The organism is Ruegeria sp. CDSA141 (genome assembly GCF_059612005.1).
In genome coordinates this window covers 62,023-82,990 of sequence record NZ_JBXWPT010000014.1, presented here as the reverse complement: position 1 = coordinate 82,990, position 20,968 = coordinate 62,023, and the positions used below count along the sequence as shown (strand labels likewise).

Sequence of the window (20,968 nt, the reverse complement as noted above, 5' to 3'; positions counted from 1 at the left end):
TTCCTGTCATCGCAGGTTCGGCTCTGGCCGCGATGGAAGGCAACAAGCCGGAAATCGGCGAAGAATCGATCCGCAAGCTGATGGCTGCCGTGGACGAGTACATCCCGACACCTGAGCGCGCTGTAGACCAGCCGTTCCTGATGCCGGTCGAAGACGTGTTCTCGATCTCGGGTCGTGGTACCGTTGTGACCGGTCGTGTCGAGCGTGGCGTGATCAACGTTGGCGACGAGATCGAAATCGTCGGCATCCGTGACACTCAGAAAACCACCTGTACTGGTGTTGAAATGTTCCGCAAGCTGCTGGATCGCGGTGAAGCGGGCGACAACATCGGCGCCCTGCTGCGCGGCATCGACCGTGACGGTGTTGAGCGTGGCCAGGTTCTGTGTAAGCCGGGTTCGGTTACACCGCACACCAAGTTCGAAGCCGAAGCCTATATCCTGACCAAGGAAGAAGGCGGTCGTCACACTCCGTTCTTCGCGAACTACCGTCCTCAGTTCTACTTCCGTACAACTGACGTGACCGGCACCGTGACCCTGGCGGCTGGCACCGAGATGGTTATGCCTGGCGACAACGTGTCGTTCGAGGTTGAGCTGATCGCACCGATCGCGATGGAGCAGGGCCTGCGCTTCGCCATCCGCGAAGGCGGCCGCACGGTCGGCGCCGGCGTTGTGTCGAAGATCGTAGAATAATCGGTAGGCCGGGCTTCAGCCCGGCACATCGTTGAAACAAAGAAGGCCGCCCCAAATCGGGCGGCCTTTTTTGATCTACCGCTTAGCGGGACGAAGCGGCAACTGGCTAAGACTGCTTTCGTTGCACTGCGTTGCATGTGTCGGCATGATTGCCGTGCTGTCGGAGAGATGAGTCCGCAAATAGGGATGAAACAAATGAATTCAATCGTGAAGGTTGCCCCCATTGTAGTCACGACCTTGACTGCAATATTTGCACTTTTCGCTACAGGGACAAGCATCAGAGCAGGTGAAATACGATTCTGGGAGATGCCCAAGGGATGTAGTTGGACTGAGAAATACTCTAATGGAAACGAATGGGTGAGCACTTTCGTTGGTAAGCGGAATGGCGCTTTTAGGGTCGTTACTCGCAATAAAGTCGGTTCGCGCGAAAGAATAAGCACCACTGACTATAACGAAAGTGGGCTGATGACGCGTAGAGTTTGGGCCGGGAATAAATGGGAGAGCTTTGAGCCTCACAGTTGTTTCGGTGTTGTAGGAAAATGCACCTATACATATCGAAACGCTGATGGCGAAGAGTTCGAGATTTCATCCAAAACGTCAGCGTTGGGCAACTCCGTTTTTCGAGTGGACGCAAGTTCGTCTAAGACAGGAAAGTTCCCGGTCGATACTGTTCGGACTACTCACTTTGGACTGCAATTGTCTTCTGAAAACGCTAACTTTTCATCTACAATGACCGAACTTCGTAGCTGTAATCTTCCTATATCGTGACTGCATTTCGGTGGTTTGGTTAGACGTTTCGTCCCGCAATCGACTCAGCTCTAAACGGCTCCTTCGGGCTCAAAGCCGCCATTGCGACAGTATACTGTTCCTTCTTGGCCAAACCTCTCACATCGGTGCAAGTCGCTTGAGCTCTTACCTGGAACACCAGAGTAGGGTGTTCCCTCCTTGTCGGTTTCGAACGTGATTGGCCATGTACGCTTGTTTGTTCAGACCGGATAGGCTTGCGCGTTTTGTCCTACAAGCTTCACTGCTGAGCAGATTCAGCCGCAGCCCGTACCGCATTAATATTCTCGCCATAGACTTCGGGATTGGTCACCGACCCACCCTTGAACACCGCTGACCCTGCCACCAGAACATCAGCACCTGCCGCGGCAACCAGAGGGGCGGTTAGTGGGTCGACCCCGCCATCGATCTCGATATGGATCGGGCGGTCTCCGATCATTTGACGCAGCTTGCGGACTTTGTCGGTCATGTCGATGAACTTCTGGCCGCCAAAGCCCGGGTTCACTGTCATGACGCAAACCAGGTCTGCCAGTTCCAATAGGTGTTCAACTGTCTCGGCGGGCGTGCCGGGGTTCAGTGCGACGCCTGCTTTCATACCGGCGGCGCGAATGGCTTGCAGAGTGCGGTGTGTATGCGGGCCGGCCTCAACATGGGCGGTCAGGATATCCGCGCCCGCGTCCGCGTAGGCCTGAATGTACGGATCAACCGGGGTGATCATCAGGTGAACGTCCATCACCGTTTTGACATGTGGTCGAAAAGCTTTTACCGCCGGGGGGCCAAAGGTCAGGTTTGGAACGAAATGGCCGTCCATCACGTCCACATGAACCCAGTCTGCGCCCTGTGCTTCGATGGCCTGAATTTCCTGTCCGAAATTGGCGAAGTCGGCGGACAGGATAGACGGCGCGATCTTGATGGTACGGTCAAAGCTCATGGTGGCCTCGTATCAGCTGAAGAGTCGCGGATGCGTATACCCGTGGGGCGGTGGGATGGATAGCCCCCGCGAACGCTGTGTCGGCACAAAACTTTCACCGCGGTGCAACGCATCCGTTGAACGGCACCTGTAGCAGCCGGTTGGCAAGGATTGCGGGCGCTAGTTGTCGTGGTCTCGAACGTCCTGCCGGGGCGCTCAATCGTTCTTCGCCGCATGCGGCCAGGTTCAAGCTTTTCCCAATGGACGAAATCCATCGCGCTATCGGTTTTCCGGATCGCCTTGACATTGTGGACAGCACCCGGGCGTATTCGGAAAGAGACGCGTAAAATCCGCATCTGCGCGTCGCCGAACTGCGATTTCTTCATCAGAATCTCCTCTTTCATCATTCGAGAAAACTCTACTTTCAGACACCCCTAATTTTGGGGGGATTACCGTCCCAGATTGCGTTTCGGCAACCTGGTGGTCAAAATTTGTCTAGTTGTGTGTTTCTGGTAGACACCTTGGCCAAGAGGCTTTGATGACAAACCAGACGGAAATCGAGATCAAGGCACGGAAGGAATGGGTGGGCCTGCTGGCGCGCGCGCCAGACGCCACCCTGATGACATTATGGGGCGGCATTCAGGACTGCCCGATTTTCGAATGGCTGCGCGGACCCGAGGTGGGGGGTGTCATGGTGCGTGGCCGCATCGGAAGTTCCGGCGCTCTGTTCAGCCTGGGTGAAATGACCGTTACGCGCTGCTCAGTCGTGTTGCAGGATGGTACGGTCTATCACGGATATGTTCAGGGCAGATCGAAATCCAAGGCAGAAGCTGCGGCGTTGATTGACGCGACGGTGCAGACAGCAACTGCTGGAGACTTGCAGGCACGGTTGCGCGACCCGTTGCGACAGCAAATGCAGGCGTACAAAACCGCGCGCGCCGCAGAGGCAGCGGCCACCAAGGTTGAGTTTTTTACGCAGGTTCGGGGGGAAGACTGATGTCTGTTCAAATGCGGTTTTCAGGGGGCTCTCGAAACGCTCCTGTCGATGTGGCACATGCAATCCGCGCTCTGGCTGGCTGTGAACCACCTGCGCCCTTGTCCGTCGCGGCTGGCACGCTGATCCTGACGCTTTGCGACGCTGAGACAAACGTTCATCTGGCGGGCGAAGCCGACACCGACGCGGTGCGCGAATGGCTGACCTTTCACACGGGTGCACGGATGGTGGCAGCGGAAGAGGCTGATTTTGCCCTTGGCACGTGGGATGTATTGGGGCCGCTCGATACCTACCGTATCGGAACGCTGGAGTATCCGGATCATTCCGCGACGCTTATTGTGGAATGCAAGCGGCTGGAGCAGAACGGTGCGGTTCTGAGCGGCCCGGGGATTCGGGACACTGCGCAGCTTTCTCTGCCGGATGCTGCGGCGCTTCAGAGTAATGCGCCACTCTATCCGTTGGGGTGTGATTTCTTTTTAACCTGCGGTGAGGCGGTCGCGGCCCTGCCGCGTAGCACGCAGATCAGGTCGGAGGGTTAAGCCATGTATGTTGCTGTAAAAGGGCGTGAAGAAACCATCGAGAATACCCATGCGTGGTTGTCCGAAGAACGCCGTGGCGCGACGGATCTGGCGGAACTGAGCCTGGCACAGATCCGTGAACAGTTGAGCCTTGCGTGAGTCGGGCAATGGCAGAAGGGTCCTTGTACGATCCCAACCTGGCTGTGCTGGAGGTCAAACAGGCACGTGGCGATCTGACCGAGGCGATCTTCCTCGTCCGCGCTTACCGCGCAACATTGCCACGTTTGGTGTATTCCAAGAACAAACCAAGCTACAGCATTACGTCGATTTCCAGTCCGAGCTGGAACTGGTCCACAAACTGCGCCGAAAGGCCGAAGAGCGCACCTCGAAGGAGGCCCTAGAATGAAAACCGTCGTTTTTGATATCGGAAACGTGCTGGTCAAATGGGATCCGCATTTGGCATGGCTGGACGAGATGGGTAGCCGCGAGGCGGTGGCAGAGTTCCTGACGCGCATCGATTTCCCCGAACGCAACCTGCGGGCCGACGGGGGCGAGATGTTCGCCGATCTGGCCGCTGAACTGGAGAATGCGGAAGATCGGCAGCGCCTCAGTGTTTATGTTGAGCGTTATGCCAGAACCGTTCCACACAAGATCAAGGGAAGCTGGCGCCTGCTTTACCGCCTGAAGGAGAAAGGCCTGCCGGTTCACGCGATCACCAATTGGTCAGCGGAAACCTGGCCTGTCGGCGTGGGGGCACACCCCGAATTGGGCGACGTGTTTGGCGTTACCGTCGTGTCGGGGCAGGAGAAGCTGTTGAAGCCCCAGCCAGAGATTTTCCATTTGTTGTGCAAGCGGGCCGGGCTTTCACCTGAGAACTGCATTTTCATCGATGACGGGCTGCACAATGTCGAAGGAGCGCGTGCGGTTGGCATGGATGGGATCCACTTCACCTCGCCGCACGCGTTGGAACATGCCCTCATCGAAAGAGGCTGCTTATGAGCACATACACTTTCGCCAATCTGGTCGAACAAACCAAGCGGATGATCCGGCGGGCGATCCTCAAAGGCCTGGCCATGCCGGGGTGTCAGGTACCGTTTGCCAGTCGCGAGATGCCGATGCCCTATGGCTGGGGTGCCGGGGGCGTACAGGTTTCAGCCGCGACACTGACGCCCGAGGATACGCTCACGGTGATCGATCAGGGCGCAGACGGCAGGACCAACGCCGTATCCATCCGCAAGTTCTTTGAGAACACGGCGGGGGCCGCCGCCACCGAAGAAACGGAAAAGGCAACCGTCATCCAGACCCGCCATCGCATCCCCGAGGCAAAGCTGCGCCAGACCCTTTCTCTGCGTCGTGACACGTTGGACTATGTCAGCCAGTTCCTGCGGGTCGTTCCTCGGGTGCCGTTGCTGGACGATGTGGCAGAACCCCTGCTGGCCGCTGGCTGTGACAGACAAGTTGCGCTGGGCAAAGTATCCGGGTTGTTGAAACGGCTGAATAATCCCGAACGCCTGTGGATCCTCAGCGCGACGACCTTCTCGGGCGGCGAAAAGCAGCGGGTGAGCATTGCACGAGGCTTTGCGCACGAGTATTCGGCGATGCTGTTGGATGAACCAACGGCGAGTCTGGATGCGCAGAACCGCGAAACCGTTTTGTCCCTGATCGAAGAGGCAAAGAACAAGGTTATGACGATTGTCGGGATTTTTCAGGATTTCGACGCACGTGAGCGGGTTTGTGACCGAGAGGTCGATGTCTCGGATTTCACGCCGGGGATAGCGGCATGACGCTTGCCCCCGTCATAGCGATCGTCGGTCCTTCGGGTGTCGGAAAAGACAGCGTAATGAACGCGTTGGTGGCGCGAGCGTCGGGGTTTCAGCGTGTGCGCCGGGTGATTACCCGCCCCGAGGGCGAAGAGGGCGAAGACTTCGACCGGGTCTCGGTCGAGACATTTCAGCGGATGGAATGGGATGGTGCTTTTGCTTTGAACTGGCGTGCGCATGGGCTGTATTACGGTGTGCCGAAGACGATCACACAGCAGCGGCAGGTGGCCGAGGCCGTTCTGGTCAACCTGTCACGAACGGTGTTGATTCAGGCGCAGGAGGTGTTCGGTGATCTGATCGTGATTTCCCTGACAGCGGAGGCCGAGGTTCTGGCCAAACGCCTGTCCGCACGGGGGCGGGAAGGCAAGGCAGAACAGACGCGGCGCCTGGACCGGGCCCAAACGTCTTTGCCCAACGGTCTGAACCGGGTCATGGACATCGACAACTCCGGTGCGATGGAAGATACGGTTGCCGAAATCCTGTCGCACCTTCAACCGGAGAGCGCATAGCGATGGATCAGGTGAAACCGCCCGTCCTCAGCCTCGCCCGTCAGGGCCAGATCCGTGATCTGGAAGGGCCGCGGCAGCAATGGGGCCAGATGGGATTGCAACACGTCCTGAGTTGCTCTCAGGGTTGGTTTGTCCAGCTTGCCGCTCAGCGTGATGTGAAAGCGGAACGCGTCCAGAACGAAAGGATAGCCCCACTGAACCAGGTTGGCGCCTTGCTCTGGGGTCAACCCGGCGGCGCGACGGCGGGTCAATTCGGCCTCGGAGGTGGGCGCACGAAATTTGTCCAGTTCCCGAACACAGGCAGCAGCAAGCGCATTCAGCGCCTGGGTCTCACCCAGCGGACGCAGTGCGAGAAAGCGCCCAAACCGGGCGATCTCAAGGCCATCCAGCGACACAGGCGGTTGGCGGGAGGCGAGCGAACCGCAAGCCTCGTACAGGGCTTCGAACGTTTTGTCGTTGCGCAGTCTGAAGGGCGGTTTCAGGGTCGCGTGCAGCCCGTACTTGCGCGGTACTTCCGTGACAGCGACAACATCGATGCCTTCAACAATAGGATGCGTAACCTGCTTTCCCGCTTCCATGTCCCAACCCAGCCAGCTGGTTGCAAATTTCGTCCATTCCGCGCCCGCCGGTGGCGCAAAATAGATCGCGTATCGCGTAAATGTCATATCGGCCTCCTTTTGCGTGGCCTGCCTCGACCTCAAAATGCGTGAAGTTCAGATGACAGAAGACTTGATCCTTGCCAATGCCACGCTTGTATTGCCGCATGAAACCATAACCGGAAGTGTCCGGATTGTGGGTGAGACCATCGCTGAAATCGACACTGGAAACAGGGTTCCTGCAGGCGCGATCGATTGCGAAGGCGATTATGTCAGCCCCGGGCTTGTCGAGTTGCACACGGACAACCTTGAGCGTCACATTCAACCGCGTCCACAGGTGAACTGGCCCCATGCCGCTGCAATTCTTGCGCATGATGCGGAATTGGCCAGCACCGGGATCACGACAGTGTTTGACGCCATGCGGGTTGGATCGATCCCGTCGGGCGCGCGGCGGTACGGGAAATACGCCCGCGGCCTGTCGCAGGAGTTGTGGGATCTGCGCGAACAGGATGCGCTTAAGATCAGCCACTTTCTGCACTTGCGGGCCGAGGTGTGTTCGGAAACTCTGGTTGAAGAGCTGAACGAATTTGGACCAGAAGACAGGGTTGGCATTGTGTCCATAATGGATCACACACCCGGACAGCGTCAGTTTCGAGATATGAACAAGCTGGAAACCTATCTGAAAGCCAAATATGCCATGGACGATGACATGTACTTTCAGCATGTGACGCAACTGAAAGGGCTTCGAAATCGCAATGGCGATCTGCACGAGGTCGAAGCTGTCAAGGCTGCCTGCCGTTTCGGAGCAGTATTGGCCAGCCATGACGACACGACGGAAGATCAGGTGAAGGTGTCCGCAGGTCATGGCATCCGTCTGGCCGAGTTCCCCACGACCGTCGAAGCCGCACGCGCCTGCCACGAAAACGACATTCAGATCATGATGGGTGCGCCGAACATAATCCGTGGGGGATCGCATTCTGGCAATGTTGCGGCCTGCGAGCTGGCCCGGCTTGGGTATCTGGACATCCTGTCTTCGGATTATGTGCCGTCGGCCTTGTTGTTGTCGGCGGTTAGGCTGGGCGAGATCTGGGGCGACATGGCACGCGGGATGAAGACGGTAACGCTGGCCCCGGCTCAGGCGGCAGGGTTGGAGGAACGGGGTGAACTGCGCGCCGACGCCCGCGCCGATGTCATTCGCTTCCGGATGCGCGCGGAAGTACCCGTCCCGAGTTCGGTCTGGGTGCGAGGTCGACGCGTGGCGTAATCAGGCCGTGTAAAACAGGTAACGGTCCGGGGCGATTGTCTTGGGCCCCTGGATCTGGGCAAAGCCGACCAGGGGTTGACCTGAAATCAACAACCCTCCGGGCTGCATGACTTTCTCGATCAGCGGGCTGAGCCGCTCTGCTTCGGCTACGTCCTGGTGCTTGATGCCGCGTCCGAAGTCGTAATGCGCCAGCGCGATCCTATGCCCGCCGGCTGCCAGCCTGTGCAGCATTGGTTCGGCTTCACCCTGCAGGAAATCCTCGGCCGGGGGGGTGCTGTTCGGATGGCATTGCAGGACACGGTCCATCACCCAGATCCGGCGCTCGGGCAGGATTTCACGCAGGTGGTCATAGGTGCGGCCATTGCCCAACCCCATGTCCAGCACGTCGCCCGGCTGACCGCTGATCCGCTCGGCTGCCCAGTTCAGTCCGTCGCGTTGGGCCGTCAGGCGGCGCAGCATGGAATCCAATCGGCTCATGGTGATGTCCTCATTCGTTCTTTGGCGCGACCCAGGCTGTGGCGGGCCCGCTCAGCAATTTGCTCAGCAGGGCCTCGGTAAAGGCCCAGATGCCCTGATCATGAACCAGATGATGGGTCAAAATACCAAAGGGCTCGGTGTTGTCTGAATGGCCTTCGCGTCGGTCTCGCAGAAATCCAACAATCTGTGCGATCATGGCGTCGGGTGAGATCAAGCCACGCGACCCGCGCCAGTCGATCGGATCAAGATGGGTGTTGATCTGTTCAAGCCCCGGTGCGGCCAGACGTGATTTGCGGGGCGTTGCGGTGGACAGGATGCGGTATCCCAGCTTTGGCAACTGTTTGGCCATCTCGGGCGCAATGCGATTCCAGGGGGGGACGAACATCTGTCGCATATTGTCACCAAACAGGGACCGAAGACGCGCCATCCCGGCCTGCGCATCCGTCACCATCACCTCCAGCGGTCGGTCGAGCCGAAACTCGGCCTTCTTCTCACCGCTGGGCGCATGGTTTGTATGTGCCCAACCGTGTACGACCGGAATAAGAGACGCGCGCCCGGCAACATATTCCGCCAGCGCAGGCGTCGCGTCACGTGGGATGACGGCCAGATGCACGGGCAGGCCCAGTTTTTCAGCCAGCTCGGAAAGGCGGTCCAATTGCGATGTTGGCGCAATGGCATCATCATCGCGCCACCACAGAGGCAAGGGCAAGCTTTCGGCACGCCAATGGTTCAACTCGACATCAAGTGGGCGCCAGTCGGGGTTCATGTACGCTGCTCCAGCAGGCGCTTGGCGATGTGAACGGATTGGATGGCTCCGTCAAAACCGAAATCCTGTTGTACACGGGGGCCGTCGGCCACGACACGCTCCACCGCCTGAGCCAATGTCGCCCCGCTCAACGTTCTGCTTTCCAGAACTTCGATTGCAGGAAGATCGGACAGGCTCTGCCCGCGCAGCCCTTGTTCTACCTCTTTGCCGTCGTCGAAAGGTACAAACACGGCGGCGGTACCACTTTGAAGTATATCCATGGCAGTGTTGTAGCCGCACATGCTGACCGACGCCGCTGCAAGGGGCAGCATCTGGCGAAAATCCGGCCGCACAGGTTCCAGAACAACCGAAGCACCTGCAGCCATCCGGGACAATTCAGCGATCCGCGCCCGTGCATCCGTTCCACCGACCAGCAGGCGCCAGCGCCTGTTGGGCATCTTTCGGGCGGCCTCGATGGCCGCGCGAAAGATCGGTTGCCCAACAGATCCGCCGCCAGTGCTGACCAGGATTTCATTCTGACCCGCCGCGTCGGGGTGAGGTTGGGGCAATGCGGGCGCCACAAAGCCAGTGTAGTGAAGTCGCTTGGCCAGTCGGTCCGACACCGGCCAACTGACCGACAGGGGCGTAACGCTTTCGGTCGAATGAACCAGAATGCCGTCATAATACCGAGACACGATTTCATCCGCGCGCTCCGCCTTGGCGGGTTTGGAGGGCGGAGCCAGAATGTCTCGGATCGACGCGAGAATGACGGGACGCTCAGGCAAGGCGCTCGCCGCATTCAGGGCCGCATCGAACTCGGCCGAGAGTGATCGGCGGCCAAAGGGGTAAAGCTCGGTGATCAGGATATGCGGCTGGAAGCTTTTGACCGCCTGCACCAAGGTTGCCTCACGCGCGGCGTAATAGGCCGCGTCAGCCTCTTCACCGCTTTCGGTCAGCAAACGGGTGAAGTTGGTTCCTTCTGACCTGAGAGGCGGCAAGCCGAACAGGGTCATGCCGGTGCTATCCAATTGCGGCGCGGGCATGCCACCCGTCACGACCATGACGTCTTGGCCATCATCCCGAAATGCCCGCCCCAATGTCAGCGCCCGGCTGAGATGCCCGGTGCCCAACAGGTGCGTGACGATGATCATCACCTTCATTGCGGGGCCTCGCGTTTGATCAGGCGAACGGGGTCGGCGTCGGCGGTCATGGTATTCATGTCGACGATATACAGCCGATTGCGTTTGATCTTAAAGGGGGCAGGGCCTTCAAAATTCCACCCCCAAGCCTGGGCCAGAATGACCCGCATGATTCCGATATGGCAGACCGCGACGGTATCCCGCTGCAACTCGGACAGCCACGGGTGAAGCCTGTCGCGAACCTCGGCCGGGCTTTCCCCGTTTGGTGGGCGGAAATCCCAGCTCCAACTCTCGATATGTCGATACCCGCTGGATGTGTCCGCGATCAGGTCAACTCCGCGCAGACCTTCCCAATCGCCCCAGTTCATCTCCGTCAACGCGTCCGAGGTGTTCGGGTCGCGACCAGTCACGATTTGCGCCGTCTCACTGGCGCGGTGCAGGGGGCTGGACCAGATGTCAGCTTTGGCCCAGTCCTGCGGCAATCCATAGCCTGTCAGTTCGGCTCGGGCGTCATCGTCCAGCGGTATGTCGCTGCGCCCCTGGATCCGTCCCGCGCGGTTCCAATGGGTGTGCCCATGGCGGAGCAATGCAAGCCGGGTCATGATACGTCCTTCAGCAGAGGTCGGAGGGTTGCCCACAAGCGCTCGGTCGCCTGTGGCATCAGGTGGCGCTCTGCCACGTAGTCGCGTGCTGCAGCGGCGAGAGAGTGGCGCAGCATGGAATCCGAAAGAAGAGCTTGCATGCCATCCGCAAATCCCTTGGCACCACTTGCGACAGACGGATAGGCCGCGGGGGACAGAACATCGCGTACGCCGGGCCGATCCTGAGCGACGACAGGCAATCCCGCGGCCTGCGCCTCAAGGTAAATCATCCCGTAAGCCTCATTTACTCCGGGCCAGGCAAGCAGAGACGACTGTTGATAGACGCGTTGCAATTCTTCCCGGTCAAGCTGACCCAGAAAACTCACCCGATGTCCGAATGGTGCCATCAGGGTCTCAACCTGCCTGCGCGCCGGGCCGTCTCCCGCGATATTGAGGTGCCAGTCTCCTGTCAAATGCGCCAGGGCCTCGGACAATATCTGATAGGACGCCAGCTTGTCCCCGTACCGCATCATGCCGACGGTCAGCATGGGTTCACCGCCGATGGCGGCGGGGGGCAATTCGGCCATTGGCAGGAACGGAGGCAATTCGACCAAAGCCTGATCGCCAAAACGATCCCGCTCCAAAGTGATCAGGTCGTTGGCCGTGTGATAAAAGATCACATCTGCTGCATCGCAGGCCTGATGCGCCGCCTTGGCAAATTCAGCCCACGGCCCGCTTAACCGGCTGGATGCGCGGGTGCTTTCCAGTTGCACATAGGGAATGCCGTGCGCCTTGCAAACCCGAGGGCCCAGCAGGTCAGGTGCCTTGTAATAATTGTGGTAGGTCACCCAAAGACTAGTATCTGAAGGCATGTCAGAGATAAGTCGTTTCGCTTCATCCTCTGCCGCGCGTCTCAGGGCATGTTGCAAGTCTTCGTCGCCGCTTTTGTCATAAATGCGCAAGTCGGTCGCCAGATCGACCGTATCACCCTCTGCGGTCAGCGCCTGCATCAGGTTCCTGGCCATTTCACGGTCGCCCGAAGGTTTCGGGCTGTCAGGAGATTTCATCGGGGCATAAAACGCGACCCGCGCCATTACGCGTTTTCCATGCACATGGAATTGAGGCGTTCAGACAGCCGTGCGATGCCGGGGGCCATCCGAAACTCGGCTTGCAGGCGATCATAGGCTGCACGTGCCATCCTTGCGGCCTGCTGCGGATCGGTTGCCAAACCTTCAATGGCTTCTGCCAGCGCCGATGGGTCGTCATCGGACAAAACCCCATGCGTTCCGGTTTCAATAAACTCGGGGATCGCCGAGACCGGAGTCGACAGGATTGGCAACAGCTGAGACGCGGCCTCCATCAACACATTCGGCAACCCGTCGCGGTCTCCGTCCTTCGCGATGCGGCTGGGCAGAACGAACAGGTCGGCATCACGCATCGCTTCGATGACCTCCGGCTGGTCGCAGGCCCCTTTCCAGGTGATCCGGTTCGCGATGCCAGCTGTGTTCGCCAGCGCCCGCAAAGCATCACCCAATGCGCCACCACCGATATGGGTCCAGTGCCAATCCAGGTCATCGGGCAGCAATGCAAAAGCCGCGACCAGACGATCGAAGCCTTTTTTCTCGACCAGCCGCCCGACGGAAATCATGTGAAAAGGACCGCCCGCAGCACGCAGCCTTCGCGTTGGCGGTTCAGGAAAGCGAGACAGGTCCAACCCGTGATAGATCAGATCCACGCGCTTGGGGTCATCGGCCAGGCTGCGCAGATGATCCGCTCCGATGGCTGTACAGGTGGCGCCAAACGTGGCCCCGTAGGATGCGGCTTTCAGCTTTTCACGTTTTTCCCAATCCGGCGACGTCCAGATATCCTTGGCATGAGCCGAAAAACTCCACGGCAATTCGCGCATGATGGCGGCGTAACGGGTAACGGACGACGGCGTGTGCATGAAATGAGCGTACAACCCTTGCGTCTGGGCAGGCAATTCAGCGGCCAGAACACAGGCTTGCCCAAACCGGCGGATGCGATTGGGTGTCGGGTCGCGCTTCAAGTCCTGACGCCAGATCCGATAGGCCCTGTCGTAACCGGGAAGCGTTTGGGCCAGGGTTCGTGCCGCCCAGACCCGTTTGGGTTCGTCATGAAGATACTCGGGCAGGTATCGGACCTGCCCTGTGAAACGGTCATGCAGAGGGTGGCGTTTCGTGTCGGTCGGGTGCCGCAAAGACCAGATGTCAAAATGATGTCCGGCATCCTGCAAGGCGACAAGTTCCTGCGCGATGAACGTTTCAGACAGTCGTGGCCAGCCTTTGACCACAACCGCCAGAGTAGGGGAATCTGAGGTCATCCGGTGGCTCGTTCCTGTTCCCAGGTCAGCATGCTCTCGATGCGGTCCGTGACATAGTCCAGCCCGTCCAGCAATCCGCTCTGGATGGTTTGGGACGGCAGGGATTGATGCGGCAGTTCCCGAATGGCACGGATCATCGAATCCGGTGTCAGGCCATCCCGGTTTTCATCCAGCATCCGCACGAGGCCCAACCCTTCTGCACGCGAAGCCCGAATCCACTGTTCCAGCCGGGGCGTGGTGCGCGGGACGATGACCGCGCGTTTGTCGAAGGACAGAACCTCGCAGAACGTGTTGTAGCCACCCATGCAGACGACGCCTTTGGCGCCTGCAAAAAGTGTTTCGATTTGGGATTCGAAGCCAACAGCAGTGACACGACCGTTCAGAGCCGCGACGCGCGTTTCGAAATCCTCTCGCAACTCGCCAGACAGGAAGGGACCGTAGACCAGAACCGCGCGCGGTGACAGATCCGGATCTTTTTCGTATGCAGACAGAACGAGGTTGACCATCGCCTTGCCATCGCCGCCACCGCCGGGCGTGATCAGGATATAGGGTTGTTCCGGTGGTCCGCCGACTGGGCCTAGATCACGGCGCAGATACCCCGTCCAGTGAATGCGGGACTGCGCCGCCGGGCTCAGGGGCAGCCCCTGTGTCGGGTCATAAATCGACTGCAAGCCGTAAACCCAGATTTCGTGATAAAACCGCTCGGTCGCATCAATGGCTTCCTTGCGCGCCCATTCAGCGGCCAACACTTCGGGTTCATCCAGAACATCGCGCAACCCAAGCACCAGTTTCGTTCCGCAGTTGTGTTGCAGGTATTTCAGGGTCGGAAGCAATTCCCCCCGAAACCCTGTCGGTTCCTTGTCGACGATCAGAATATCGGGGTCGAATTGCTGAACTGCTGTTTGAATCAGACCCGACCGCAATTCGGTCACTTCTTCGATGCCCATCCCGATTGTGCGCGCAGCATAGGATCCGTCAGCACGTTTGGTCACACCGGGCAGGCGCACGTGATCGACGCGGCGGGGAAACGTAAACCGACCGGCCACAGGCGAGCCGGTCAGGATCAGTGCCGACGCGCTTTGATCCGCCTGCGTGATCGCAGCCGCCAAAGCCCGCGACCGGCGAAGATGGCCCAGCCCGAACGTGTCGTGGCTGTAAAACAGGATACGCGGCGCGCGGTCCGGTTTGGATTTGGTTTTGCTAAGGCTCATAGTGTTGCCCGTCTTCTTGATCCCGGTTCGAAATCCGCGCGTTTGCAAGCGTTACTGTATATTTCCCAGCCACGCTTGCCAAAGGAGGAAATGCTCTTCCGCAAATGTTCCAAACATTGCGATTTGGCAACAGCATATCGGCGATTTCGCGACATATCGCACCAAGGCTTGAGAGGGATCACAAAAGAGCAGGTGAACTGGCAAAGGGGCAGGGCCTTAAACTTCTGTTCGTTCATATTCAATTTTCACCAGATTGAAAACATCCGTGATCAAACAGTGCGTCAAGAACACGCCGGATCACGATGTTGAGCAGGTCACACCCGAGTGTTTGAACTGCCTGAAACCCTTCTGTAGTCTGGCCGCTATCGGAAAAGCTGGATGCAAAACCCTATGAAACACACCTTTCTGGCCGCAATAACTCTGGCTTTGTGGGCTTTTGTTCTGGCACTTCCGGTCAGCGTCTCAGCGCAGTCGTCGTTGATTCCGGGGTATAGCTCGGGCAGTTCGTCTGAAACCACGCAAGAAAGTGATTTGGCGGAGGCAATTCGCGCGGCCAGTGAAGCCGGGGCAAGTGTGATCGTCATCGACAGCGCTGGGCAGGTTGTGACAACAGCCGGCAGCGCGGATGCGGGCCCGGATGATGCGGCCAGCGATTCGAACAATCCCATGGGTGGCGGATCGCAGCTGATGAAGGCGCAGGAGCGGTTCTCGAAATTCCGTGAGTCGATGCAATCACGGCTTGAGGCGCTGCCGTATTCGGTGTTCGAAGTGAAGTATGTCCTGCGTCAGACCAGCCCGGACGGTCGTATTCAGACCTATGTCGAAGTTCTGGGCTGGAACATCCTGTTCCTGTTGTTGGGGCGCTGGCTGTCTATCGAGATATACGGAAAACGCATCGCGCGCCGCTGGGTTGTTGCGCGGATCAAGGATGAACCGCAAGGCTACCGCGAAAAGATGCCCTTCCTGCTGTTCCGGTTCCTGATGGGGATCGGAGCGACGATTTTTGCGATGCTTATGGCGCTGATCGTCGGGTATCTGTTTTTTGGCGAAGCAGACGATATCTCGATCCAATTCACGGTCACGGCGATCTTCACGGCGTTCTTCCTGTCGCGCACGGTGTCCGATCTGTGGCGGATGGTTTTGTCACCCTACCTGAGCCAATATCGACTGCCACCGTTCTCGGACCGGGATGCCAAGCGGCTGTATCTCTGGGCTTCTGCACTCGCGACCTATGACATCACGGTTGTTCTGTTTTCGACCTGGGTTGCGGATTTCGGGCTGAATTATAACGTCTACGCCATGGTCTATGGCTGCCTGACAATGTTGGGTGCTTTGGGCAATATTCTGATGATCCTTTTCAATGCCCGGGCCATTTCAAATGCAATCCGTGGCGGACGAGCGCCGGATCAGGTGTCCTGGTTGTTACGGTTCGTATCCTTCGGCTGGGCGCCGGCACTGATCGTCTATGTCGTGTTCAGCTGGTTCCGTTTGGCTGTTGATCTTGCACTGGAGAACCCAACGCCGCTGCCGCTGATCGCAAGCAGCTATATGATCTTCATGTCCGTTGTTATCGCCTATGGTGCGATGAACTACGTGCTGGAGCGGTATTTTGACCGTTCACGCAAGATCAACGAGATAAACGAAGAAACCGTCACCGCCGCCGCTGATGCGGATTTCGAGACCGTGGAAACGCCCGAGGCAGAACAGCGCAGACAGTATCTTCTGACCTATGAAGATCTGGCGCGTCGGGTGGCTGGAATTCTGGCATTTGTGATCGGTGCCTATGCGCTTGTGGTGATTTGGTATCCCGAGGCGGACTGGAGCCAGGACCTGCCGGTTGCACGCGTGCTGGATGTGATGGTCATCATCTTCATCGGCTACGTTCTGTTTCATTTCTTTCGTATCTGGATCGACAGCAAGATAGCGGAGGAAGTCGATGATGGCACCGAGGCCGAACTGGGCGATGAGGGCGGAGAAGGTGGCCAAAGCCGGCTGGCGACACTGCTGCCATTGTTCCGCGGCGCTATTCTGGCCGTTGTCGTCGTGACGATCATGCTGATCGTTCTCATGGAACTTGGTATCAATGTCAGCCCGTTGTTTGCAGGTGCTGGTGTGGTTGGTCTGGCCGTTGGCTTCGGGTCTCAAACACTGGTGCGAGATATTTTTTCAGGGGCGTTTTTCCTGATGGATGATGCCTTTCGGAAGGGTGAGTACATCGATATCGGAGACGTCAAGGGAACGGTCGAGAAAATCTCGGTCCGGTCCTTCCAGCTGCGTCACCATCTTGGCGCGCTGAACACGATTCCTTTTGGTGAAATCAAAGTCCTGACCAACTATTCCCGTGACTGGGTGATCATGAAACTGCCGCTGCGCGTGACGTATGACACTGACGTGGAAAAGGTTCGCAAGCTGATCAAGAAGCTGGGTCAGGAGTTGCTGAGCGATCCTGTGATCGGAGAAAATTTCATACAGCCGCTGAAGTCCCAGGGTGTGATCGAAATGCAGGATTCAGCGATGATCATCCGGGTCAAGTTTATGACCAAACCGGGCGATCAATGGCTGATACGCAAGAGGGTCTATCAGGAAATTCGCGAGCTGTTCGCGCGGGAAGGCATCAAATTTGCGCATCGCGAAGTCACCGTGAGGTTGGCGGATGGCAAAGAGGCCGAAGAGCTGACACCTAAACAACGTGAGGCCGTGACAGGTGCGGCGCAGGCGGCGATTGATGAGGATTATCTGGACGATATCGGGCCAGGCGGCGATGATCGTTAGGGGCGCTCTCGTCGCTTTGGACTACGTCTCTGACGAGACGCCACCCAAAGCGTTGGGCCCGGCCGCGCGTCCCGCGCGGCGGACGGTCAGTTGGCGGTGAAGGGCCAGACAGGTTTTGAATTGCCCAGTTTCGACGCAGGCAAATCCCAACGCATCGTCGCTTCGCCGACCCTCAGCGCAGGTTTGAGGCGATGGCCGGGACCCCAGCCGGAAGTCTCTGTTGCCGTGCTGTAATCTGTTGTTGCCGGGCTGATGGGCGCGGATTCTGCTTCGTCTTTTCCGAGCACGGCCAGAAGTTCGGCGGTACGCGCCAGAGAGAGATGCGCGTGCATGATGGAATTGCCCGATGCGGCCTCGGCCAGTGCGGACAGTACTGCAGCAGCCATCAGGTAGCCCGTTGCGTGGTCCAGAGCCTGAACCGGCAACGGGGTCGGTTTGTCCGCGTCCGCCCAACCCATCCCGGCATGAGCAATACCCGCGCTCATCTGGACAAGGCTGTCAAACCCGCGTCGGGTCGACCATGGACCTTGCCAACCATAGGCATCCAGCGTGACTTCGATCCGGTTCGGAGCCAGGTCGTCACGTTTGGCCCGCGTCAATCCCAGAGCATCCAGCGCGCCGGGGCGATACCCGTGTACGAAGACATCGGCCTGAGACAACAGCCCGTGCAGACGTTCGAGACCAGCTTCCGATTTCAGGTCAAGATAGGCGCAGTGTTTCCCCAGCGAGATGTCCGGGATCACCCCCGGTTCATCCCAGTCAGGTGGGTCGATGCGCAAAACCTCGGCCCCGAAACCGGCCAGTGTTCGCGTTGAAACCGGACCGGCCAGAACACGAGTCAGATCAAGCACCCGCAACCCTGCCAGAGGCCGATCAGCGGTGGCCTGAGGTCTGTCGCGCAGCTTGACATAACGTGGCCCTTGCCAGCCAATCAAGGGGTCACGCGACACGGCGCGGCCCTGCGGGTGGTCAAGCCACTCGGTCCGGCTGCGCATGGCAGCCGCCACGCCACCTTCGGCGACAACTGCTGTTTCCAGTTCCGAAATTGCCCAGGACCTGACAGCTTTTGCTACCGCTTCGCGCTCGGGCTGGGTGCCCAGGACCCTCAAAGCAGCAGAGCGATGACGGGGCAGGTTTGTGTGCAACCGGATCCAGCCATCCGCGGCTTTGTAATCGCCCGCGACCGCGTCCCACAAACTGGGCACGTCCCAACCGTCTGGTTTGAAGGAATAGCCGAACCACATAGATGCCAGCCGGTGATCAATTGTGACCTCAGGTGTCTTCGGAGATAGGTTGAGAGCCTGGATCAACCGGGCCATTTCCCGTCCCACAGCTGCAAAGCCGGCGGTGGCCAGTTCGGAAACGGCGAAGACGCTTGGCAAGGCGCCTCCTCCAAGCCTGTGATAGCTGTCAACAGCGGGAAGAGTGGCCAGAAGGCTCATTGCTGATAGGGGTCGAGACTGTCGCGCAGCCCGTCGCCGAGGAAGTTGAACGCCAGCACAATGACGATGATCGGCAACATCGGGATAGCCGTCCACGGGTAGATCTCGATCGAAGCGAGGTTCTGCGCGTCATTCAGCATCACTCCCCAACTGACGGCAGGTGCACGCAGGCCGAGGCCCAGAAAACTGAGCGCGGTTTCACCCAGGATCATAGCCGGGATCGACAATGTGGCCGATGCGATCAGATGCGACATGAAGTTTGGCAGCAGGTGTTTGCGGATCACCCGGCCAGAGCTTGCCCCCATCATTTCAGCCGCACGCACATACTCTTCCTCGCGCAACGACAGGAATTTCGCGCGGACCGAGCGCGCCAGACCTGGCCAGTCGAGGATGCCAAGGATGATCGAAATGATAAAGAACACTGCGACCGGGCTCCAGTTCGAGGGCACGGCGGCTGAGAGGGCCAGCCACAACGGCAGTTCCGGCAGTGAACGCAGGATTTCAATAACCCGGTTGATGGTCCAGTCGATACGCCCGCCGAAATAACCGGCCATCGAACCGAAAAGGATGCCAAGAAAGAACGACACCGAGATACCAATCAGACCTACCGTGAGAGACAGCTGCGCGCCGTAAAGAATACGGCTGAAGATATCTCGGCCCAACCGGTCGGATCCCCACAGGAACAGCGTAGCCCCCTGTGGGGCACAGAACAGGTGTGTGTCTGACGGGATCAATCCGGCCAGCTTGTACTCCGAGCTTTCGCAGAAGAACCTGATCGGGCGCGGGTCTTCTGTGTCGGGGACAAACTTCCATTGGAAGGTCTCAAGGTCCGCTTCGGCTACGATCGGGTAAACGTGGGGGCCGATGAATTCGCCCTCATGGAACCAGTTTACCGATTGTGGCGGCGCGTACAGGTGCTCTCCGTTGCGGTCGTTCGGGCCATAGGGCGCGATGAAACCCGCAAAGGGCAGCATAAGGTAGCATAGCAGCAGGAAGATACCCGAGATCAGGCCCAGCTTATGCGTTCTGAACTTGCGCCAGACCAGCACCCAGTTGGGGGCATCCAGATCGGCGCGTTCCAGTTGCTGAACCGAGGCCTGCGGATCAAACGGCGCGTCATCGACGTAGCGGTTGTCAGGACGATCAGTCATGCTTCACGCCCCTCGTACCGAATGCGCGGATCCAGCATCACCAGCAGGATATCCGAGATCATCGTGCCGATCAGGGTCAGCAGGGCGACGAACATCAGGATGAATGCTGACAGAAATTGATCCTGCGTCTTCAGGGCTGTCAGCAGGGTCGGGCCAATGGTCTGAAGGCCCAGAACGACCGAGACCAGAACAGAGCCGGAAACCATCGACGGCAGCAGGTTGCCGATATCTGCGACAAAGGGGTTGAAGGCCACTCGCAGCGGATATTTGGTGAGCATCCGAGACGGGGCCATGCCTTTCGCGATGGCGGTTTCCACATAGGGCTTGCCCAATTCGTCCAGCATATTCGCGCGCAGACGCTGCATCATCGCCGATGCGCCTGAAGTGCCGATGACAAAGGTCGGTACGATCAGGTGGATGAGGATGGATTTCAATTTCTCCCAAGTCATCGGCTGGCCTTCGAAACTTGGATCCATCAACCCCCCGATTGGCAGGTTGAAATATTGGTGGCCGTAGTAGAACAGGATCAGCGCCAGCAAAAAGTTCGGCGTTGCCAGGCCCAGATACCCCACGAAGGCCGAGGTGTAATCGATCCATGTTCGGGACCGCGCAGCGGCGATAACGCCCAGTGGTAGTGCCACGGCATAGACAAACAGGATCGCAGCCAGATTGACCACAACCGTCAACCAAAGCGTGTCACCGACGATTTCAGAAACGGGGCGGTCGAATTCAAAAGACCAGCCATAATTGCCCTGGATCAAACCGGAAAACCCGTGCGGTCCGGGCCAGAAACCTATCCAGATCAGGTATTGTTCCCACATGGGGCGATCCAGCGCGTATTCAGCGCGCAGGAACTCTGCCTTTGCGACACCTGCCGACTGGCCCGAGGCCTGAAGTTCCGCGATCTGGTTGCTGAGATAGTCGCCGGGCGGAAGGTTGATGATTACGAAAACCAGAACCGAGACCACCAACAAAGTCAGCAGCATCGTGAAAAAGCGATACACCACGTAGCGCAGCATGATCATT

The 20,968-nt window shown here is 58.6% G+C and carries 20 protein-coding genes and 1 pseudogene; 9 read left to right on the top strand and 12 right to left on the bottom strand.

All coding sequences use genetic code 11. The features are described 5' to 3' along the window. Nucleotides 1-689, top strand: a 689-nt coding sequence (locus AC2FLP_RS17435) for an EF-Tu C-terminal domain-related protein (protein WP_496710065.1), incomplete at its 5' end; no start/stop codon positions are given. Between the two features lie 1,024 nt (nucleotides 690-1,713). Here the strand turns inward: AC2FLP_RS17435 and rpe are convergent. Continuing rightward, nucleotides 1,714-2,403, bottom strand: a complete 690-nt coding sequence (gene rpe, locus AC2FLP_RS17430) for a ribulose-phosphate 3-epimerase (RefSeq protein ID WP_299898385.1) — start codon at nucleotides 2,401-2,403, stop codon at nucleotides 1,714-1,716. Between the two features lie 517 nt (nucleotides 2,404-2,920). On the opposite strand from rpe, the gene phnG reads away from it, so the two are divergent. The 6 genes and pseudogenes from phnG (at nucleotide 2,921) to phnN (ending at nucleotide 6,223) form a co-directional block, all read left to right on the top strand. Next, nucleotides 2,921-3,379 carry a phosphonate C-P lyase system protein PhnG gene (phnG, locus tag AC2FLP_RS17425; protein ID WP_496685105.1) on the top strand — a complete coding sequence of 153 codons (459 nt, stop codon included), beginning with the start codon at nucleotides 2,921-2,923 and terminating at the stop codon, nucleotides 3,377-3,379. Next, nucleotides 3,379-3,915: a phosphonate C-P lyase system protein PhnH gene (gene phnH, locus AC2FLP_RS17420; protein ID WP_299898389.1), complete on the top strand. Its 537-nt coding sequence runs from the start codon at nucleotides 3,379-3,381 to the stop codon at nucleotides 3,913-3,915. The genes phnG and phnH overlap by 1 nt, the downstream gene beginning before the upstream one ends. Before the next feature lie 3 nt (nucleotides 3,916-3,918). Further along, nucleotides 3,919-4,193: pseudogene (locus AC2FLP_RS17415) on the top strand (carbon-phosphorus lyase complex subunit PhnI); the annotation flags it as partial. A gap of 103 nt (nucleotides 4,194-4,296) precedes the next feature. Continuing rightward, nucleotides 4,297-4,893, top strand: a complete 597-nt coding sequence (locus tag AC2FLP_RS17410) for an HAD family hydrolase (RefSeq protein ID WP_299898391.1) — start codon at nucleotides 4,297-4,299, stop codon at nucleotides 4,891-4,893. Then, a complete protein-coding gene (locus AC2FLP_RS17405) occupies nucleotides 4,890-5,678 on the top strand; it encodes an alpha-D-ribose 1-methylphosphonate 5-phosphate C-P-lyase PhnJ (protein WP_496685107.1) in 789 nt (262 codons plus the stop codon). The genes AC2FLP_RS17410 and AC2FLP_RS17405 overlap by 4 nt, the downstream gene beginning before the upstream one ends. Then, nucleotides 5,675-6,223, top strand: a complete 549-nt coding sequence (phnN, locus tag AC2FLP_RS17400; protein ID WP_117869833.1) for a phosphonate metabolism protein/1,5-bisphosphokinase (PRPP-forming) PhnN — start codon at nucleotides 5,675-5,677, stop codon at nucleotides 6,221-6,223. Before AC2FLP_RS17405 ends, phnN begins: the two co-directional genes overlap by 4 nt. Here phnN and AC2FLP_RS17395 read toward each other — a convergent pair. Next, nucleotides 6,205-6,888: a DUF1045 domain-containing protein gene (locus AC2FLP_RS17395; RefSeq protein WP_299898398.1), complete on the bottom strand. Its 684-nt coding sequence runs from the start codon at nucleotides 6,886-6,888 to the stop codon at nucleotides 6,205-6,207. The two genes, phnN and AC2FLP_RS17395, sit on opposite strands and share 19 nt — an antisense overlap. Before the next feature lie 52 nt (nucleotides 6,889-6,940). On the opposite strand from AC2FLP_RS17395, the gene AC2FLP_RS17390 reads away from it, so the two are divergent. Next, nucleotides 6,941-8,083 carry an alpha-D-ribose 1-methylphosphonate 5-triphosphate diphosphatase gene (locus AC2FLP_RS17390; RefSeq protein ID WP_117869831.1) on the top strand — a complete coding sequence of 381 codons (1,143 nt, stop codon included), beginning with the start codon at nucleotides 6,941-6,943 and terminating at the stop codon, nucleotides 8,081-8,083. On the opposite strand, the gene AC2FLP_RS17385 is transcribed toward AC2FLP_RS17390, so the two are convergent. From AC2FLP_RS17385 to AC2FLP_RS17355, 7 genes are read right to left on the bottom strand one after another with little or no spacing between them, the layout of a single operon-like run. Further along, the gene (locus AC2FLP_RS17385; protein ID WP_117869830.1) at nucleotides 8,084-8,560 is read right to left on the bottom strand and encodes a class I SAM-dependent methyltransferase; all 477 of its coding nucleotides are present in this window, start codon (nucleotides 8,558-8,560) and stop codon (nucleotides 8,084-8,086) included. A gap of 10 nt (nucleotides 8,561-8,570) precedes the next feature. Next, nucleotides 8,571-9,326: a polysaccharide deacetylase family protein gene (locus tag AC2FLP_RS17380; protein WP_117869829.1), complete on the bottom strand. Its 756-nt coding sequence runs from the start codon at nucleotides 9,324-9,326 to the stop codon at nucleotides 8,571-8,573. Beyond that, nucleotides 9,323-10,465: a glycosyltransferase family protein gene (locus tag AC2FLP_RS17375; RefSeq protein ID WP_496685109.1), complete on the bottom strand. Its 1,143-nt coding sequence runs from the start codon at nucleotides 10,463-10,465 to the stop codon at nucleotides 9,323-9,325. The genes AC2FLP_RS17380 and AC2FLP_RS17375 overlap by 4 nt, the downstream gene beginning before the upstream one ends. After that, on the bottom strand, nucleotides 10,462-11,046 hold the full coding sequence (locus AC2FLP_RS17370) for a histidine phosphatase family protein (RefSeq protein WP_496685110.1): 585 nt from the start codon (nucleotides 11,044-11,046) through the stop codon (nucleotides 10,462-10,464). Before AC2FLP_RS17370 ends, AC2FLP_RS17375 begins: the two co-directional genes overlap by 4 nt. Then, nucleotides 11,043-12,119 (bottom strand): glycosyltransferase family 4 protein, encoded by a 1,077-nt coding sequence (locus tag AC2FLP_RS17365; RefSeq protein WP_117869826.1) that lies wholly within the window; start codon nucleotides 12,117-12,119, stop codon nucleotides 11,043-11,045. Before AC2FLP_RS17365 ends, AC2FLP_RS17370 begins: the two co-directional genes overlap by 4 nt. Next, nucleotides 12,119-13,366, bottom strand: coding sequence for a glycosyltransferase family 4 protein (locus AC2FLP_RS17360; RefSeq protein WP_299898410.1), 1,248 nt, complete (start codon nucleotides 13,364-13,366; stop codon nucleotides 12,119-12,121). Before AC2FLP_RS17360 ends, AC2FLP_RS17365 begins: the two co-directional genes overlap by 1 nt. Next, on the bottom strand, nucleotides 13,363-14,577 hold the full coding sequence (locus tag AC2FLP_RS17355) for a glycosyltransferase family protein (RefSeq protein ID WP_299898412.1): 1,215 nt from the start codon (nucleotides 14,575-14,577) through the stop codon (nucleotides 13,363-13,365). The genes AC2FLP_RS17360 and AC2FLP_RS17355 overlap by 4 nt, the downstream gene beginning before the upstream one ends. 390 nt (nucleotides 14,578-14,967) lie before the next feature. Here AC2FLP_RS17355 and AC2FLP_RS17350 point away from each other — a divergent pair, with 390 nt between their 5' ends. Further along, nucleotides 14,968-17,349, top strand: coding sequence for a mechanosensitive ion channel domain-containing protein (locus AC2FLP_RS17350; protein ID WP_299898415.1), 2,382 nt, complete (start codon nucleotides 14,968-14,970; stop codon nucleotides 17,347-17,349). An 86-nt stretch (nucleotides 17,350-17,435) separates the two neighbouring features. Here the strand turns inward: AC2FLP_RS17350 and AC2FLP_RS17345 are convergent, their stop codons facing one another. From AC2FLP_RS17345 to AC2FLP_RS17335, 3 genes are read right to left on the bottom strand one after another with little or no spacing between them, the layout of a single operon-like run. Then, the gene (locus AC2FLP_RS17345; RefSeq protein ID WP_299898417.1) at nucleotides 17,436-18,791 is read right to left on the bottom strand and encodes a CoA transferase; all 1,356 of its coding nucleotides are present in this window, start codon (nucleotides 18,789-18,791) and stop codon (nucleotides 17,436-17,438) included. Continuing rightward, a complete protein-coding gene (locus AC2FLP_RS17340) occupies nucleotides 18,788-19,942 on the bottom strand; it encodes an ABC transporter permease (RefSeq protein WP_117869823.1) in 1,155 nt (384 codons plus the stop codon). The genes AC2FLP_RS17345 and AC2FLP_RS17340 overlap by 4 nt, the downstream gene beginning before the upstream one ends. Continuing rightward, entirely contained in the window at nucleotides 19,939-20,967 is a 1,029-nt protein-coding gene (locus AC2FLP_RS17335; RefSeq protein WP_117869822.1) for an ABC transporter permease, read from the bottom strand. Before AC2FLP_RS17335 ends, AC2FLP_RS17340 begins: the two co-directional genes overlap by 4 nt. Between the last annotated feature and the right edge of the window lies 1 nt (nucleotide 20,968).

What these genes read in the sequence shown, in the direction of transcription:
- AC2FLP_RS17380 (WP_117869829.1), bottom strand. Translation starts at nt 9,326, where the DNA reads ATGAACCCCGACTGGCGCCCACTTGATGTCGAGTTGAACCATTGGCGT.
- AC2FLP_RS17370 (WP_496685110.1), bottom strand. Translation starts at nt 11,046, where the DNA reads ATGACCCGGCTTGCATTGCTCCGCCATGGGCACACCCATTGGAACCGC.
- AC2FLP_RS17355 (WP_299898412.1), bottom strand. Translation starts at nt 14,577, where the DNA reads ATGAGCCTTAGCAAAACCAAATCCAAACCGGACCGCGCGCCGCGTATC.
- AC2FLP_RS17345 (WP_299898417.1), bottom strand. Translation starts at nt 18,791, where the DNA reads ATGAGCCTTCTGGCCACTCTTCCCGCTGTTGACAGCTATCACAGGCTT.
- phnG (WP_496685105.1), top strand. Translation starts at nt 2,921, where the DNA reads ATGACAAACCAGACGGAAATCGAGATCAAGGCACGGAAGGAATGGGTG.
- AC2FLP_RS17350 (WP_299898415.1), top strand. Translation starts at nt 14,968, where the DNA reads ATGAAACACACCTTTCTGGCCGCAATAACTCTGGCTTTGTGGGCTTTT.
- AC2FLP_RS17405 (WP_496685107.1), top strand. Translation starts at nt 4,890, where the DNA reads ATGAGCACATACACTTTCGCCAATCTGGTCGAACAAACCAAGCGGATG.
- phnN (WP_117869833.1), top strand. Translation starts at nt 5,675, where the DNA reads ATGACGCTTGCCCCCGTCATAGCGATCGTCGGTCCTTCGGGTGTCGGA.
- AC2FLP_RS17365 (WP_117869826.1), bottom strand. Translation starts at nt 12,119, where the DNA reads ATGGCGCGGGTCGCGTTTTATGCCCCGATGAAATCTCCTGACAGCCCG.
- AC2FLP_RS17335 (WP_117869822.1), bottom strand. Translation starts at nt 20,967, where the DNA reads ATGATCATGCTGCGCTACGTGGTGTATCGCTTTTTCACGATGCTGCTG.
- AC2FLP_RS17395 (WP_299898398.1), bottom strand. Translation starts at nt 6,888, where the DNA reads ATGACATTTACGCGATACGCGATCTATTTTGCGCCACCGGCGGGCGCG.
- AC2FLP_RS17390 (WP_117869831.1), top strand. Translation starts at nt 6,941, where the DNA reads ATGACAGAAGACTTGATCCTTGCCAATGCCACGCTTGTATTGCCGCAT.
- AC2FLP_RS17360 (WP_299898410.1), bottom strand. Translation starts at nt 13,366, where the DNA reads ATGACCTCAGATTCCCCTACTCTGGCGGTTGTGGTCAAAGGCTGGCCA.
- AC2FLP_RS17385 (WP_117869830.1), bottom strand. Translation starts at nt 8,560, where the DNA reads ATGAGCCGATTGGATTCCATGCTGCGCCGCCTGACGGCCCAACGCGAC.
- AC2FLP_RS17340 (WP_117869823.1), bottom strand. Translation starts at nt 19,942, where the DNA reads ATGACTGATCGTCCTGACAACCGCTACGTCGATGACGCGCCGTTTGAT.
- phnH (WP_299898389.1), top strand. Translation starts at nt 3,379, where the DNA reads ATGTCTGTTCAAATGCGGTTTTCAGGGGGCTCTCGAAACGCTCCTGTC.
- AC2FLP_RS17375 (WP_496685109.1), bottom strand. Translation starts at nt 10,465, where the DNA reads ATGAAGGTGATGATCATCGTCACGCACCTGTTGGGCACCGGGCATCTC.
- rpe (WP_299898385.1), bottom strand. Translation starts at nt 2,403, where the DNA reads ATGAGCTTTGACCGTACCATCAAGATCGCGCCGTCTATCCTGTCCGCC.
- AC2FLP_RS17410 (WP_299898391.1), top strand. Translation starts at nt 4,297, where the DNA reads ATGAAAACCGTCGTTTTTGATATCGGAAACGTGCTGGTCAAATGGGAT.